Below are 16120 nucleotides of genomic sequence, written 5' to 3'. Positions count from 1 at the left end.
ACCATCGAGAAAAAACAGCATTCACGGAAAAGCAACGCTCAGATTTCGAAAAACTCTTCTTTCTTCTGACTGAAAATGTGAGGAGTTGAACGTTGTGTCTATCCTTAGTTCGAAGGTGTCGGTTTCCAGTATGAAGGGCCTTTCCACTCTCATGGTAGGATTGATTTGGGAGAGGTCACGATCAGAGAGCGAATTAGATTTTCAAAATTGACGATAAATCTGCTGGCCATTGCTTACTATACTTTCACTTTCTCACTCTTCTTCACGAAAGTGAACGTTATCCTCGTGGCGAGTCTTCTTGCCTTTCCAGTGTTGCATTTCGCGGTGAGTCAAGGTATCAGAGGAGCATTAACAGCCGCGATTACAAGTTCAGCTCTTGTGATCGTTGCCAATCGAATCTTCAAAAGGGCCGATCTGTTTCAGGTGGGTCTGGCGATCTTGGTTTATTTTTTCTTTGCTGTGCTGGTGGGTCGTGCGAAAGATTTGTTCGACAGGCAGAACCGAGCGTTGAGAGAGCTCGAAGAAAAGTACAAAGACCTCTATGAAAAGTTCAAATCCTATCTGGATCTGGCACCCGTTGTGATACTCGGCTTGGACACGAATGGAAAGGTTGTGCTCGCGAACAAAAAGGCTTGTGAATTACTCGGACATGAGATGGACGAGATCGTGGGGAAGAACTGGTTCGATAACTTTCTGCCGGATCGTATCAGGGACGAAGTTAGAGATGTCTTTGAAAAGATCAAAAACGGTGAGCTCAAACCGGTTGAGGTCTATGAGAATCCCATCGTCAACAAGAAAAACGAAGAAAGGCTAATTCTCTGGCACAACGGGTATTTGAAAGATGAAAATGGGCACATCCAGGCCATCATAAGCGCTGGCTTGGACGTGACGGAGAAAAGACAACTGGAGAACGAGCTTCAAGAGCAACTGAGCGTCTTCAAAACCTTGACAGATATCTTAGAACATTTGATCAAAAGTGATTTGAACGTCAAAGAAAGGGCAACAATGATTGCGAGAGCCTGTGTAGAACTCTTCGGAGCGCACTCCGCCTGGGTCGGATACGCCGCACCGGACGAAAGCGTCAGGGTCATGGGCAAATATCCAGAGGATGATCCAAGCTTGAAGAACATCATCGCCCGGTGGGACGATAGTCCATACGGACGTGGAGCGGCTGGGAGGTCTATCAAAAGTGGAAATCTCGTCCTGATCGAGGACACTCTCACGGACTCAACGTATGAAGTTTGGAGAGGGAAAGCTAAGCTGTTCGGCATAAGAACAGTCGCAGCGTTTCCTTTGGTGAATGCCAAGCGTGTGTACGGAACTCTCGTAGTACGCAGCGACAAGAGTGGTTTTTTCAACGAAAAGAGGATACAGGCACTTCAACTTTTGGCCAGCGCGGCAGCTTCGGCTTTGGAGAACGCACAACTGTTTGAAGACCTTCAAAGGAGTTTTGAAAAGCTCTCCACACTTCAAATGATAGACAAAGTAATTCTCTTTTCGAATGATTTGACACAAGTTTTAAGAGAAATACTCGATCAAGTCGTTCGAGCTCTGAACGTCGACTCGGCATTTTTGGCCTTGTATAACACAAAGGATCGAAAATTCGAGCAGGTTGCCAAGAAAGGTTTCAAAACGAACGTGCTCGAGGAGACATTGAATGATCTTGTGGCGGGTTTTCTCGATGCCGATGGAGAAAAAAATCTCAAAGAGAGAGATTTGCCCAATGAGCCATCAAGAAAGAAAATCCTTCAAGAAGAGAAATTTCAGTGGTATCACAGCACAGTACTGTTGTTGGAAAATCGTCCTTTGTGTTGCCTGTTCGAAGTTTATCGAAGTGATGTTTTTGAGCCGGACCGAGAGTGGTTGGATTTCTTCACCGCCATCGTCAACCAGATCAAGATAGCGATCGAGCGAATCCTTTTGTTGAGAGATCTTCAGGAGGCAAACACCAAACTGTTGAAGGCGTACGATGAAACCATAGAAGCGTTGGCTCGAGCCATAGACATGAGGGATGCAGAAACTTATGGACACAGTGAAAGAGTGGCAAATCTGACGGTGCAAATCGCGAAAGCCATGGGCATAGAAAAAGAACAATTGATCCACATACGTCGTGGTGCACTGTTGCACGATATAGGAAAGCTCGCCATACCGGATCGAATTCTTTTGAAACCTGGAAAGTTGGATGAAGAAGAATGGAAAATCATGAAAATGCACCCGCTGTACGCTCAAGAGATGCTTTCGAAGATCGAATATCTCAAATCTGCTTTGGACATACCGTTGTACCATCACGAACGCTGGGACGGAAATGGTTATCCGTTCGGTCTGAAAGGTGAAGAAATACCGCTCTCAGCGAGGATCTTCGCGGTTGTGGATGTGTACGATGCGCTCACCAGCGATAGACCTTATCGAAAGGCTTGGACAAAGCAAGAAGCGATCGAATACATTAAGAACCAGAGCGGAAGGCAATTCGATCCAAAAGTTGTGGAAGTGTTCCTGAAGATATTGGAGCAAGGAGCGTGAACCACAGTTGCACGATTGTGAACGATTACTCCAAGCAGTTTTGAACTTGACTGGAAAACTGTTGGGTGAGAACGTAGAGAACGTTTATCAAGACATCCTTCAGAGCGCGATCGAGATCGTCCCGGGCGCTCAGGCTGGATCTGTTCTTGTGAGGGAGCAAGATCGTTTCAAGTACGTCGCCGCGGTTGGATTCGATCTTGAGGGATTAAGGACGATATCCTTCTCGGTGGAAGAGCAGGAAACATGCTTGGGAGAAATGGACTTTGTGATCAGAATCGTTGGTATGGCACGCTCAGTTGACACGCTCATAAAAGATGAACGACTTGACGTGTTGAAAAAATCTGGAAGATTAGATGAGATAAAATCGACTTTGATCATACCAATCAGGATTGGAAAAGAACTCAGGCTCACGTTGAACCTCGACAACATGGAACGAGAAGACGCCTTTGGCAAAATTTCGATCAAGATCGCAAAACTCTTGGCGAACTTGCTGGCTGTCATTTTCAATAGGCTTGAATTGGAGAAACGCATTCAGCGACAGAAAGAAGAGCTTGAACGTATGTCTTACCACGATTCGTTGACCAATCTTCCAAACAGGAGGATGTTCGATGAGCTATCAGAGAAAATGCTGAGCCTTGCCAAAAGAGAGAACAGAGAACTCAGCATTCTGTTCTTGGATCTGAGCGGTTTCAAGAGAGTCAACGATGTTCATGGACACCTCGTTGGTGATGAAGTTCTGAAAGTGACCGCGTCCAGAATAGCGAAATGCCTAAGAGCCGGTGATCTGGTGTGCAGGTTTGGTGGAGACGAATTCTTGGTCTTGGCTTACGACTGTTCGAAAGAAAACGCGAAGACTCTGGCAGGAAGGTTGATACAGGCCATAGAGGAACCCATCGAACTGAAAGGGGTCACGCTGAATATAAGTACGGAAGTTGGGATCAGTTCCTTCCCTGAGGATGGAAACAGTGTGAGTGAACTCGTCAGAAAGGCCGACGAAGCGCTTTACCGTGCAAAGAGGCATGGATTGAAGGTCGTTGTGGCCAACCCATGATTTCGGCAAGATTTTCACAAGAAAGACTTTGTACGAAAGTATCTCGCGATCCTTCCAATTTTCTAAAGATCTCAGAAATAAACTTTCGTCGTTTCCGTGAGTTCGAACGCATCTTTGTATCACGCTCAAGAGAATGAACCTCAAATTGTTCCTTCGCATAAAGGTTTCAGGAAGGTGGTTTTTCCGACCTGCCGAGGTTCGTTCTCATAGATTTCACACGCGAGATTCGACAGATGTGAACGTCATCCAATATTCTTCGTGTATAATTCAAAGCGAGGTGAGACATCTTGGAAGAACTCAATTCGATTCCGCTGAACGCGTTCGTGGAATTGTTCGCTAGTCTTGGTGTCCACGAGTACAAGAACTTCATAGCGCATTCTGTGCAGGTGGCGAAGATAACGAGGCATCTCGCTCGCTCACTTGGATTGACTCATCATCCCGATCATGTTTACTTGGCTGGACTCTTGCACGATGTAGGTTTGATTTTGAAGGCATCCATCGAAAATTACGATGTGTTCATAGATGCCTTCAGGAACATACCGGATTTGGAAAAGATCGTTTTGACCCTCGACAAAAAGGACACTCATTCCTTTGTATCTCATCTTTTGGCTTCGCACATAGATTTTGTGGACAAAGACTGCGCGAAAGCTTTGATGTATCACCACACGGCGTTCAACATGATACCAGATGAAAGCGTTGCACTGCTGGCGAACTGCATCAAAGCAGCAGACGCCATCTCTTTGGCTTTCCTCAGAACCTCGGAGATATTCAACGAGGAAACTTTGAAATCGATGATCCAGTCTTTGGAAAGAGACAAAGGCTTGAACGATGAAGTCAGGAAGGCTGCGATCGACGTGCTCAAGGACGTTAGAAGTTTGTTGGACCTATTGGACAACGAACATCACTTCAGCAGCGATGCCCGGATCTGGTGCGCAGATTTTGAAAGAGCTACAAAACTGATCGCAGCGCTTTTGGATTTGAGAAGTCCCTACACTCGAATCCATCGTGGGCCCAACCCTTCAAACCAAGGCAGAAAGATTTCGTTATCATCTTTCCATTTCCAGGGAGCAGAAACCTCTGCATCATGACATCTGGCAGAGGCTTGATGAGGGGAAGAAGCTCCGAGAGGGGCATGTCCAAGACGATGAAGTCGATCAGCTTGAAGTGTGCTATCTTACCAAGGAGTCCTCCTTTTTCTAAGACGAGCACCCTTCTGTACAGCTTGTAACCTTTGATTTCGTGAGGTTCGTAATAGAAAGTTCTCAATTTATGTTCATCGAGAACCCATGCGGTTTCACAGCTCAGAACATTTCAACCTCCGGCAACCGTCGTTAACTTCAACTCCGTGTTCTTTGTGAATATGATACCATCGGTTAATACCATCCGTCAAGACTTCTCTGTTGTGATAAGTTGTATTTCTCTATCTTTGTCGTACCACGAGATTTTGAGCGATGATACGAAGTCAAAAAGTATCCAAAACCTAACCTGCGTCTTGCTCCTTTGCAACAAATTCTTGGTGATGAGCTGGGGTGAACGCGTAACCGCCAGCGATGAACTTTGAAGAATTTCTTTGACGAAGCAAATTCCAAAAAGCAACTTTCAAGACGCCCGGTTATCGAGCGGAGTAAGTTTTCTACCAACAGATAGAAACAAGGAGAAAACTCAAGAAAAAATCAGAATCAGACTCAAGATAGTTCTATAAGGCTTGAAAACGACTCCTTTCAGACAGAGATGGGAATCTTTACTCTTTGACGTTCACTGTAAGGTTTCGTATAATTTTTCACGGAAGTTTGGGAAAGCGTTAGACCTAAGTATTTATGAGCCATTCACGATGTTATGTACCGTTATCTTGCCAGTGAGTCAACGAGCATTTTCTCAAAGGCAAAGATGATCTTGTAAAGACTTCGTTTGAACATGTGGTGATTTGAAAGGTTCTTGACACTGTAGCACGGGTGGGAGAAGGATGGCCAATCTCTCGGAGATAGCAAGGCTGACCAACGTGTCTATCTCCACAGTTTCAAAGGTTCTCAACGGAAAAGGACGTGTGAGTGAGGCCAAGAGAAAGGAGATTCTGAGGGTTGCAAGGCAGTTAGGTTACACCCCCAACTACCATGCGAGGAGTATGGCACGCAAGAGCAAGATACTCACAGTAGGTCTCATCGTACCCGACATCATAAACCCGTTCTTCGCGAGTCTCACACGTGGTGTTGAAAAAGCCTGTGGTGAGGATTCATTGGTCATCTTGATGGATTCTTTCAGAAATCTGGAAAGGGAAGAAAAGCTCATAAAAAATGCGAGGTTCTTCGGCATAGATGGAATCATCATAGGAAATTCTCGTGTGAGCGACGATCTTGTGGAGGAGATTTCGACTTACATTCCCGTGGTCGTCTTCGACAAATTTTATGAACTTGACAACGTCGTTTCGATCGTCTTGGACAACCGCTACGGTGCCTACATGGCCACAAAACATCTCATTGAGAATGGTTGTAAGAACATAGTGCACCTCGGTGGGACTCATGAGCTCTACGTTTCGCTGGAGAGAGCCAGAGGCTACGAAGCCGCCATGAACGAGGCGAGTTTGAAACCCGTGGTCGAGCCCGTGGGTTACAACGAGTCCGTGGGGTACGAAGGCATGAAGAGATTGCTCGAATTGGGTTTTCAAATCGATGGTGTCTTCTGCATGAACGATTTGGTTGCGATAGGTGCGATCAAGGCGTTGAAGGAGAAGGGTCTGAGGATACCTGAAGATGTTGCGGTGATAGGCTTCGACAACGATAAAGAACTGTGCGAGATCGTCGATCCTCCTCTGAGCTCGATTCACCAGCCGGTCGAAGAGATGGGTGAAGTCGCGGCAAAGCTCTTGTTCGAACTGATCAAGGGCAATTCCAAGATAAAGCGCTATGTTTTCACACCGAGGTTGGTCGTCAGACAGTCGAGCTTGAAGAAGGTGAAAACGTGAAGAAGATCTTGGTCGTTGCTGCGCACGGCGACGATCCGATCATAGGTGCGGGTGGAACGATCAGAGAGTTTTCAAAGCTTCATCATGAAGTTTGCGCTTTGAGCGTTTGTGGAGACAGAATAGATGGCTATTCTGAAGCGATGAAGTTGCTGGGAGCTCAGGCGGAACACTTCGAGTTCTCTTACGGGCAGATAGATGAGCAGCGTTTCTCTGAAGAACTTGAGAAGTTCATGAGGAGTTTCAATCCCGACGTGGTGTTCACTCACTGGCAAAGTGAGATTCTCTACGATCATGAGGTCGTTTCAAATCACACGGTGAAGCTCGCAAGGAAGCTCGAAAAACAGATCTATCTTTTTGAAATCCCAGCTTCGAGCTTGGACTTTCAGTTCGATGTGGCAATCGATGTGTCTGGTTCGTACGAGTTCAAAAAGAGGGCGATCGAACTAATGAGGAATGCTTTCGAAAAAGACGTCTTCGAAAAGGAGATCATGCCGTCGATAGTCTTTCCTCCAGGTTTCAGGGGCATTCAAGTTGGTTGTGCGTACGCCGAGGTGTTCAAGCACCTGGGAAGCAGGTTTCCTCTATCACCTTACAGAAAGAGGCTCGTAGATCTGGAAACAATTTGAGGAGGTGGACACATGAGGAAGTTGAAGGTCGGTGTCGTTGGAGCGGGGAAGATTTCCGAAGTGCTGCACATTCCGAACACCATTCTTTCCGAGTACACAAAGCTCGTGGCGATAGCCGATCCGAGCGAGCAGAGGTTGGAGTACTTCAAGAAAAAGCTCGAAGACCAAAAGGTGAGATTCTACGAAGATTATCAACAAATGCTGGAGAAGGAAGAGATAGATGCCGTCATCGTGGCTGTTCCAAACGCTTTGCACGCGAAGGTTTCCATCGCAGCCCTGGAGAAGGGAAAGAACGTTCTGGTCGAAAAACCTATGGCTACGAACTCAAAAGAGGCTTTGAAAATGATAGAAACGGCCAAGAAAAATGAGAAAGTCTTGATGGTCAATCAGTCTCAGAGGTTCTTCCCACACCATATCAAAGCGAAGGAGATCGTTCAGTCTGGTTTGCTCGGTGAGATAAGACTCGTCAAAACCATGTTCGGTCACGCAGGACCAGAGAATTGGTCTCCGAACGCATCGTGGTTCTTCGACAAGGACATCGCGATGTTTGGAGCTCTGGGAGATCTTGGAGTTCACAAGGTGGATCTGATAAGGTACATCACCAACTTGGAGATCGTCGAGTGTGCAGGCTTTCTCGCTACGCTCGAAAAACGTGCCACGGTAGAAGATGTGGCGAGCGCGCTTCTGAAGCTTTCCAACTCCGCTTTAGCCACGCTCGATTCGAACTGGATCACGAAAGGTTTGGAAGAAAATTACATCGTCGTGTACGGAGAGAAAGGAACGATGAAGGTGGGACAGATTGATCCAACGAGGATAGATATCTATCTCGAAAAACCCGTGAGGATGCACGGTGAGATCGTCTTGAAACCTTTGTTCACCAACGAAGATCCGTATTGGAAGATGCCCGTGGTGGATCACTTTGCGAAAGTTTGCTTAGGATTGGAGGAGCCCATAGTCAAAGCTGAAGATGGATACATCGCGGTGAAAGTCGTAGAAAAGATTTTCGAATCTGCCAAGAAAGGGCAGGCAGTGAAGATCGTATGAAAGCGATCCTCTCTGCGAGAAACGTGTGCATGAATTTTTCCAACGTGAGGGTCTTACACAACGTGGACGTCGATTTCGAACCGGCGAAGATCTACGGCGTGGTGGGTGAAAACGGAGCGGGAAAATCCACACTCATGAGGATTCTTTCCGGTTTTCTTCAACCTGTGGAAGGTGAGATCCACTTCGAGGGTAACAAGGTCGTTTTGAACCCACTCAGGGCAAAAGCTTTGGGGATCATCCTGATTCCCCAAGAGTTGAATTTGGTCGAGAGCTTGAGAGTGTACGAAAACATCTTCCTCGGAGACGAAATGACACGTGGCTTTCTCCTCTCGAAGAGAAAGATGATCGAAGAGACCAAACATCTCATGGCACAACTGGATCTCTCCATAGATCCTACAGTTTATGTTTCACAGCTTTCTCCCGCGCAGAAACAGATGGTGGAGATCATCAAAGCCATATCCAAGAGAGTGAAAGTTTTGATCATGGACGAGCCAACTTCCTCTCTCACCGATGAAGAAGTGTTGAAGCTTTTCCAGATCGTCAGAAACATGAAACAGAAGGGAATAACGGTGATCTTCATATCGCACAGACTCAAAGAGGTGCGTCAAATCGCCGAGGAACTGATCGTGCTGCGGGATGGCAGAAAGGTCTATCAGGGAGAAATACAAGGTTTGAGCGAGAAACAGATAGCCGAGCTCATGGTGGGTCGGAAACTCGACGAGATGTTCCCCGAAAAGCCCGTACCGGGAACGGAGATAGTTCTTCGGGTGAGAGACCTTTCGACCGCCGACGGAATTGTCAAGGAGGTCAGCTTCGAACTTCACAGGGGCGAGATACTGGGTTTCTACGGACTGGTCGGTTCTGGTAGAACGGAGCTCATGGAAGCGCTCGTCGGTATCAGAAAGGTCAAATCTGGCGAGGTGCATCTGTTCGGAAAGAAGGTGCAGATAGAGGATCCTCAAGATGCGAAGAACTTGGGTCTTGTTTACTTACCTGAGGACAGAAAAAATGCGGGCATCATTCAGATCTTGGAAGCCTTCAAGAACACGACCATGATGTCTTTGGAGAAATTCTCTAAGCTCTTGGTGCGCGTGAGGAAGGAAGTAGACACGTTCAAAAGCTACGAAAAGAAGTTCGATATCAAGGTGAGGAGTCCTTGGCAAACGGTGGGCACGCTCAGTGGCGGAAACCAACAGAAGGTGGTGATATCCAAGCTGGTGGAAACGGGAGCGAAGATCTTCCTCTTCGACGAGCCGACACGTGGAGTCGATGTGAACGCGAGACATCAGATCTACCAGATCATGCACCAGATGATAAGTGAACTCGGATGCAGTTTCGTCGTTGTTTCTTCGGACCTGCCAGAGGTGATAGGCCTCTGCAACAGGGTTTTGGTCATGCGCAACGGACGGATCGTGGCAGAGGCGAAAGGGGAAGATCTGAACGAGAAGGAGCTCATCTACCACGCGACGGGCGTGAAGGAGGTCGGTGCGTATCAAGCTTAGAAACTTTCTCGGAAAGTACATGATCGTTCTTGTCCTGATTGGTTTGATGATCTTTTCCGGAATCATGACACCCGCGTTCTTGAAACCGAGGAACATCTTGAACATCTTCTGGCAGACTTCCTACGTTGGGATCATCGCGATAGGCATCACCTTCGTCATGATCGCCGGTGGAATCGATTTGTCGGTTGGTTCCATGCTCGCGCTCCTGGGGGCCTTCGCTATCACCACGAGCAACAAGTTGGGCAACGGTGTTGGACCAACGTTGGCTTCGATCCTGCTCACCTACGCTCTTGCCGCACTGCTTGGTCTGGGCATGGGACTTTTGACCACGAAAGGAAAGATTCCCGCGTTCATCACAACGCTCGGTGGTATGGCGATATACAGATCCTTGGTGCTGAACTTTGCAAACGGAGGAGTCTACATGAGCTTTTCTCGCACCTTCTCGAGCTTCGGAATGAAGTTCGTTGCAGGTTTACCTCTGCCCATGATCGTGTTTGTTGTCTATGCGGTGCTGGCGTACATCGTTTTGGACAAAACCAGATTCGGCAGGTACGTGTACGCCGTCGGGGCGAACGAGACCGCCGCAGTGTATTCCGCGATAAAGGTGGATACGATCAGAACGATCACGTACATCATCAGTGGCGTTTCTGTGGCGACATCCGCCATCCTGTTGTCATCCATGATGGCTTCCGTCAGTTCTTCGTCCACAGGTTCTGGTTTCGAGCTCGACGCCATCGCAGCTGCAGTCATCGGTGGAACGAGTCTGAGCGGTGGTAAGGGCACCATCTTCGGAACTTTCTTCGGTGCCTTGATACTCGGAGTCGTCAACAACATGTTGGTGATGTTGAACGTGGCGGTGTATCTGCAGGGTATGGTCAAGGGTTTGATCATCATCGCGGCAGTGTTGTTGCAGAATCTGAGAAAATGATCGCCCCTTTGGGGCAAAGAGAGGGAGGTGTTCGTATGAAGAAGCTGTTGGTCGTGTTGATGCTGGTCCTAACGCTGGTGAGCTTCGCGGCGAAGTACAAGATCGGAGTCGCGATCCCGGCGGCGGACCACGGTTGGACCGGTGGTATGGTCTGGTGGGCACAGTACGCGATCAAGCAGTACCAGAACGATCCGGATGTGGAGTTCTACCTGGTGACCGCCAGAGAACCGAGCGAGCAGATCGCGCAAGTACAAGCCTTGCTCGCACGCGGCATCAACGCACTGGTCATCAACCCGTACGAGTCTGCTCCACTCACACCCATCTGTGTTCAGGCCTTCAGACAGGGTGTGTACACGGTCATAGTCGATAGGGGTATCAACTCCGAAGAGTACAACGTCTACATCGCTGGCGACAACTACATGTATGGCTATCTCGCCGGAAAGTATATCGCTGAGAAGCTGAAGGGTAAAGGTAACGTTGTCGTGATCAGGGGTATTCCTTCCACGATCGACGATGAAAGGGTCAAGGCCTTCAAGGATGCCATAGCGCCTTATCCAGATCTGAAGATCATCGCAGAGCAACCAGGCTATTGGTCGAGGGAGAAGGCGTTCGAAGTCATGCAGACTCTGCTCACCAAGTTCCCACAGATCGATGCAGTCTGGACAGGGGACGACGACATGCTACATGGAGTGTTGATCGCCCTCAGACAAGCTGGCAGAGACAAGAATATCGTCTTGGTGGGTGGAGCTTGCGAGAAGAACATCGTCAAGATGATCATGGACGGTCATCCACTCATCGAAGTGAACTTCACATACCCACCCAACATGATCGCGACGGCGATAAACCTGGCAGTGATGGGTCTCAAGGGTCAATCTCTGAACGGTTTCTACCAGAAGGGTATCCCGAGGAAGATCATACTCTCCACCGAGACCGTGACCAGAGAGAACGCGAAGGACTACTACTTCCCAGACTCAGTGTTCTGAGAGGTTGAGGCGGGCTTCTGCCCGCCTCTTTGCTGGAGGTGTTGCGATGAAGATCGGATTCTTGACGGTCGCGTTGGGGAATACGAAATTCGAAGAGATCATCGAATGGGCTGGCAGTGCTGGCTTCGAGGCGTTGGAGGTTGCTGCCTGGCCCTTGGTGAACGAGAGGGATTTTTCTTCAACCACGATCGACGTGGACAAGTTCGATGAAAAACACGCTGAAAGGATCAAAGCGCTTCTGGAAAAGCACGGTCTGATCATCTCCTCCCTGGCTTACTACGACAACAATCTGGATGCGAACCTTGAGAAAAGAAGAGCGATAAATGAGCATTTGAAAAAGGTCATCGACGTGGCGAACTTGCTCGGTGTGGAACTCGTTGGGACCTTCATAGGAAGGGACATCACAAAGAGCGTCGAGGAGAATTTGAAGGAGTTCGAAAAGGTCTTTAAACCGCTGATAAGTTATGCCGAAAGCAAGAACGTCAAGCTCATGATAGAGAATTGCCCAATGGTCGGTTGGCAGGCCGAAGAGAAGATAGGAAACATCTTCTATTCACCAGAACTCTGGAGAGAAATATTCAGGATCACCCCAAGTTCCTTCGGACTGAACCTCGATCCGTCTCACCTTTACTGGCTGGGCGTGGACTATCTGAAGGTGGTGGAAGAGTTCGCAGAAAGGATCTTCCACGTGCACGCGAAGGACGTGGAAATCAAGAGAAATATGTTGCACGAACAGAGCATTTTTGGACACTTTGGAACCAACGCACACGGCAAGAGCTGGTGGATCTACAGGATGCCCGGTCTCGGTGAGATAGATTGGCCCAGCTTCATTTTGAACCTCAGGAAGGTTGGATACGATTTCGTGATCAGCATAGAACACGAAGATCCCATCTGGGCAGGGAGTTTGGACAAATCGAAAAAAGGTTTGCTCATGGGCTTGCAGTTTCTCAAGAAGTTTGTTTGATGTGAGTCTTGGAAAATGTGCCCTCCACACGGAGGGCTTTTGTTGTTGTACAATGTTTTTGATGGTGGTTGAAAATGTTCTTCGCTGACAGAATGCTTGGAAAGCTGGCCAGAAAGCTCAGATTGCTCGGTTTCGATACGGCTTACGTTTCAGATATGGACGAAGAAGAGATACTCGAATTCTGCAAAGAAACCAACCGTGTCCTGATAACGAGAGACAGAGACTTGCTCAGAAAGGCCGTAGAAAAAGGTATTCGTTGCTACTACGTTTCTTCGGACGACTGGCGAGAACAACTGGTGGAACTCTCGAAGAAGATAGATCTGAAGAATTCGAAACGCATGAGCAGGTGCAGTTTGTGCAATGCTGAACTCGTCAGGGCGAGCGAGGAAGAAATAAAGGCGAAGGTGCCGCTGTACGTTCAACAGACACAGAACGAGTTCTATTCGTGTCCTGTGTGTGGCAGAGTGTACTGGGCAGGCTCACACGTCGAGCACGCTGAGACTTTGTTCAGGAGGTTGGGACTTTGAGGTTTTTCGATCTGATCATGGAGTTTCTTGAATCGGGGTACCAAAGTCACGCGATGGACAAACTGGCGCATCTGCTCTGTGAAGAGGTGCAAGCAGAAGCGTGCGATGTGTTCCTCTTCGAGGACTACAAATCGCAGTTCAGGTTGGTGGGTTCAACTCACGGACAAGAAAGGGTTGGTCAGGAGAAGTTCGGCAGAGATGAGCTTGAGAAGTTGGAAAGTTGCTTTCTCCTCGAGCACGATGCGAACGTCATAGGAGCGGTCGTATTGAAAAAAGTGAAGAAGACAGAAGCTTTGCAGGAGTTGCTGAAAGAACTGTCGAAAACGTTGTGGGTTGCCGAGAAGATCGTTTCGATGCGAGAAACGATGGAAAAATACGAGCTGCTCAGTGAACTGACCGACGTGTTTCACAGTTGTGGCGATCCAGACTCGCTGTTGAAAGGCACGCTGTCTGTGATGAAGAAGGCGCTGAACGCGGAAGCCGTACTGTACTTGGTGAAGGACAAAGAAGGTTATATCTTCAAGGACGCCGAGGGTGTGGACAAAAATCAACTGATCTACGAAAGATTGCCCGCTAACCACAGCTTCGTGACGAAGGTGGAAAAGTCTGAGCGTGGCATCGTGCTGACGAAGACCCAGCTCGATTTTCTTGGCATCAAGGTGAAGTCGGCGATCGCGTGCGCCGCGAGACTCGGTGATACCATCTTGGGCATAATCATCGCCGTGAACAAGATCGCTCCTACTGGTTATCGCAGCAGGTACAGTTTCGATGAACTCGATCTGGCGACGCTCAACGACATGGTGAAGAGGTACAGCCTCGCGCACACGCGTGTCGAGTACCAGCAGAGTCTCAAAGAACAGATAGAACGTTTGACTTTGAGCACGAAAGAGTACGAGAGATTGATCCAGCAACAGCAGGAGTATCTCAAGAAAATGGACCTGGTGCACAGCCTCAGCAACGCGATGAGGGCGAGCTACGATCTCGTGAACGTGTACAAAATCCTGCTGCTCGGACTCACGTCGGGTCGAGGTTTCGCATTCAACCGAGCACTTCTGTTGATCCGGGATAGGAAGACTGACACACTCGTCGGCAAGATGTGGTTGGGGCCGGAAGATGGGGAAAATATCGAGGAAATCTGGAAAGAAGCCGAAAAGCGTGCCATGATTTACGGTGACTTCTCACAGTATCTGCGCGAGGAGGCAATGATACTCGATGCGAAGGGAGGCCTCACCGCTCGCATAGACGGAAGGATGTTCCATTACAAGGATCATCCGATCCTCGAGAGAGTCGTGTTGAGAAGAAGGATAATCCATGTCACACCATCGCTGCTGGAAAGTTTTGAACCTTCAGTTCGGGATCTTGTGAATCTGCTGGGTGTGGACGAGTTTCTCGTATTACCCCTCGTTGGTCGGTGGGATACGATAGGCGTCGTCGTGCTGGACAACAAGTTCACGAAGAAGCCCATCAGCGAGGTAGACATTGAGGTTCTTCGAATAGTCGTTGACAGCGCGGGACTCGCCATAGAAAACGTGATGAACTACGAAGAGCTGAGGAAAAAGACCGACAGCTTAGAGAAACAGAAGAACGTGATAGATTACCTTCACAGATTCACGGAAAACATTCTGCAGAACCTGTCAACTGGTATCGCTGTCATCGACAAAAACGGGCGCATCCTTCAGTGCAACAGAATGTTCTCCAACATCGTTGGATTGCCACAGGAAAGAATCGCCGGAGAACATTATTTCGAACTCGGAGCGGTGTTTCAGGATCTCCTTGGGGTTGCCATGACGGTGCAGGAGAGACGTGAGGCTGTCGAGCTGTCCGAATACCGCATAGAAGGACCACAGGGGGAAATCTTTCTCAACGTCAAGTACTCGCCACTCTGGGACCCGATGAACGAAACCATCACCGGTGTGATCGTCACGCTCGAAGACGTCACGCAGAAGGTCAGGATGGAGCAGGAACAGAAGGAAAGAGAGAAACTCATGTTGCTGGGGGAAGTTGCGGCACGTGTGGCACACGAACTCAGGAATCCCATCACGGTGATAGGAGGGTTCATCAACCGGGCGAGGAGGAATCTGTCCAACACTCAGACGGTCGAAAAGTATCTGGACGTCATATCGAAAGAAGTTGAGAACCTCGAAAGGATCGTGACAGAAATATTGGAGTTCAGCAAACCGAAGTCCATTCTTGAGTTCACCAGGTTTGACATGAACGAGCTGATAGAAGAGGTCGTTTATATCATGCAGGAGAAAGCAAAGAAAGCGAATGTTATAATAGAGACAAAGCTTTCCAGCGCAGCAGAGGTCGTTGCGGACAGGGCGAAGCTGAAGAGAGTTCTCATAAACCTCGTTCAGAACGCCATAGAGGCCTCGCCTCCCAATGGTAAGATCGTGGTCAGATCTTTCCAGGAGGCCGACAGAGTGGTTGTGTCGGTCTTCAACATGGGCGAGCCTCTTTCCGATAAAGAGTTGAGGAAGATCTTCACCCCGTTCTATACGACCAAGACGCAGGGTACGGGCTTGGGACTACCCATATGCAAGAAGATCGTCGAGGACGAACACGGTGGTAGAATCTGGGCCGAGCCGAAGAACAACGGCATGGAGTTCTTCTTCGAAATTCCCGTGAAGGGAGGAAAGGAAAATGTCCAAGGCTAAGATACTCGTGGTGGATGACGAAGAGAACATAAGGTTTCTCCTGAGCGAGGAACTCACAGATGAGGGATACGAAGTGGAAACTGCGATGAACGCAGAGGAGTGCCTCCAGAAGTGTAACGAAAAGCCGTTCGATCTGGTGGTTCTGGACATCGAGATGCCTGGAAAGAACGGCATAGAAGTCGCCGGCGAGTTGAGAAAGCAGCAACCCGGGTTGAAGATCGTTTTGCTGACGGCTTATTCGCACTACAAGTACGATCTTTCCTCTTGGGCGGCCGATGCTTACGTTGTCAAGTCGGCCGATCTGACGGAACTGAAGCGAACGATCGAGGAGCTTTTGAATCTGTAAGGAGGTGTCGGTT

General features: G+C 48.6%; 13 protein-coding genes. All 13 read left to right on the top strand.

All coding sequences use genetic code 11. The annotated features are described in order from the left end of the window. Nucleotides 1-165 precede the first annotated feature (165 nt). A complete protein-coding gene (locus AJ81_RS04665) occupies nucleotides 166-2520 on the top strand; it encodes an HD domain-containing phosphohydrolase (protein WP_081708826.1) in 2355 nt (784 codons plus the stop codon). Between the two features lie 7 nt (nucleotides 2521-2527). After that, on the top strand, nucleotides 2528-3571 hold the full coding sequence (locus AJ81_RS04660; protein ID WP_031504867.1) for a GGDEF domain-containing protein: 1044 nt from the start codon (nucleotides 2528-2530) through the stop codon (nucleotides 3569-3571). Between the two features lie 287 nt (nucleotides 3572-3858). Next, a complete protein-coding gene (locus AJ81_RS04655) occupies nucleotides 3859-4659 on the top strand; it encodes an HDOD domain-containing protein (RefSeq protein WP_051368688.1) in 801 nt (266 codons plus the stop codon). Between the two features lie 875 nt (nucleotides 4660-5534). After that, nucleotides 5535-6530, top strand: a complete 996-nt coding sequence (locus AJ81_RS04650) for a LacI family DNA-binding transcriptional regulator (protein ID WP_031504864.1) — start codon at nucleotides 5535-5537, stop codon at nucleotides 6528-6530. Beyond that, nucleotides 6527-7156 carry a PIG-L deacetylase family protein gene (locus AJ81_RS04645; RefSeq protein ID WP_031504863.1) on the top strand — a complete coding sequence of 210 codons (630 nt, stop codon included), beginning with the start codon at nucleotides 6527-6529 and terminating at the stop codon, nucleotides 7154-7156. Before AJ81_RS04650 ends, AJ81_RS04645 begins: the two co-directional genes overlap by 4 nt. A gap of 12 nt (nucleotides 7157-7168) precedes the next feature. Next, nucleotides 7169-8200 carry a Gfo/Idh/MocA family protein gene (locus tag AJ81_RS04640; RefSeq protein ID WP_031504861.1) on the top strand — a complete coding sequence of 344 codons (1032 nt, stop codon included), beginning with the start codon at nucleotides 7169-7171 and terminating at the stop codon, nucleotides 8198-8200. Further along, complete coding sequence (locus tag AJ81_RS04635; RefSeq protein WP_031504860.1) at nucleotides 8197-9702, top strand: sugar ABC transporter ATP-binding protein; 1506 nt, start codon at nucleotides 8197-8199, stop codon at nucleotides 9700-9702. Before AJ81_RS04640 ends, AJ81_RS04635 begins: the two co-directional genes overlap by 4 nt. Beyond that, the gene (locus AJ81_RS04630) at nucleotides 9686-10630 is read left to right on the top strand and encodes an ABC transporter permease (protein WP_031504858.1); all 945 of its coding nucleotides are present in this window, start codon (nucleotides 9686-9688) and stop codon (nucleotides 10628-10630) included. Before AJ81_RS04635 ends, AJ81_RS04630 begins: the two co-directional genes overlap by 17 nt. A gap of 35 nt (nucleotides 10631-10665) precedes the next feature. After that, nucleotides 10666-11613, top strand: a complete 948-nt coding sequence (locus AJ81_RS04625) for a substrate-binding domain-containing protein (protein ID WP_031504856.1) — start codon at nucleotides 10666-10668, stop codon at nucleotides 11611-11613. A gap of 46 nt (nucleotides 11614-11659) precedes the next feature. After that, the gene (locus tag AJ81_RS04620; RefSeq protein ID WP_031504854.1) at nucleotides 11660-12577 is read left to right on the top strand and encodes a sugar phosphate isomerase/epimerase family protein; all 918 of its coding nucleotides are present in this window, start codon (nucleotides 11660-11662) and stop codon (nucleotides 12575-12577) included. 74 nt (nucleotides 12578-12651) lie between these two features. Continuing rightward, the gene (locus AJ81_RS04615; RefSeq protein ID WP_031504853.1) at nucleotides 12652-13104 is read left to right on the top strand and encodes a DUF5615 family PIN-like protein; all 453 of its coding nucleotides are present in this window, start codon (nucleotides 12652-12654) and stop codon (nucleotides 13102-13104) included. Beyond that, entirely contained in the window at nucleotides 13101-15761 is a 2661-nt protein-coding gene (locus tag AJ81_RS04610; protein WP_231845442.1) for a sensor histidine kinase, read from the top strand. The genes AJ81_RS04615 and AJ81_RS04610 overlap by 4 nt, the downstream gene beginning before the upstream one ends. Further along, on the top strand, nucleotides 15748-16107 hold the full coding sequence (locus tag AJ81_RS04605; protein WP_031504851.1) for a response regulator: 360 nt from the start codon (nucleotides 15748-15750) through the stop codon (nucleotides 16105-16107). Before AJ81_RS04610 ends, AJ81_RS04605 begins: the two co-directional genes overlap by 14 nt. Nucleotides 16108-16120 lie beyond the last annotated feature (13 nt).

It is taken from the genome of Pseudothermotoga hypogea DSM 11164 = NBRC 106472 (assembly GCF_000816145.1).
GTDB lineage: Bacteria > Thermotogota > Thermotogae > Thermotogales > DSM-5069 > Pseudothermotoga_A > Pseudothermotoga_A hypogea.
Note: the sequence above shows the minus strand (reverse complement) of the source record. Positions and strands in the feature narration are given on the sequence as shown.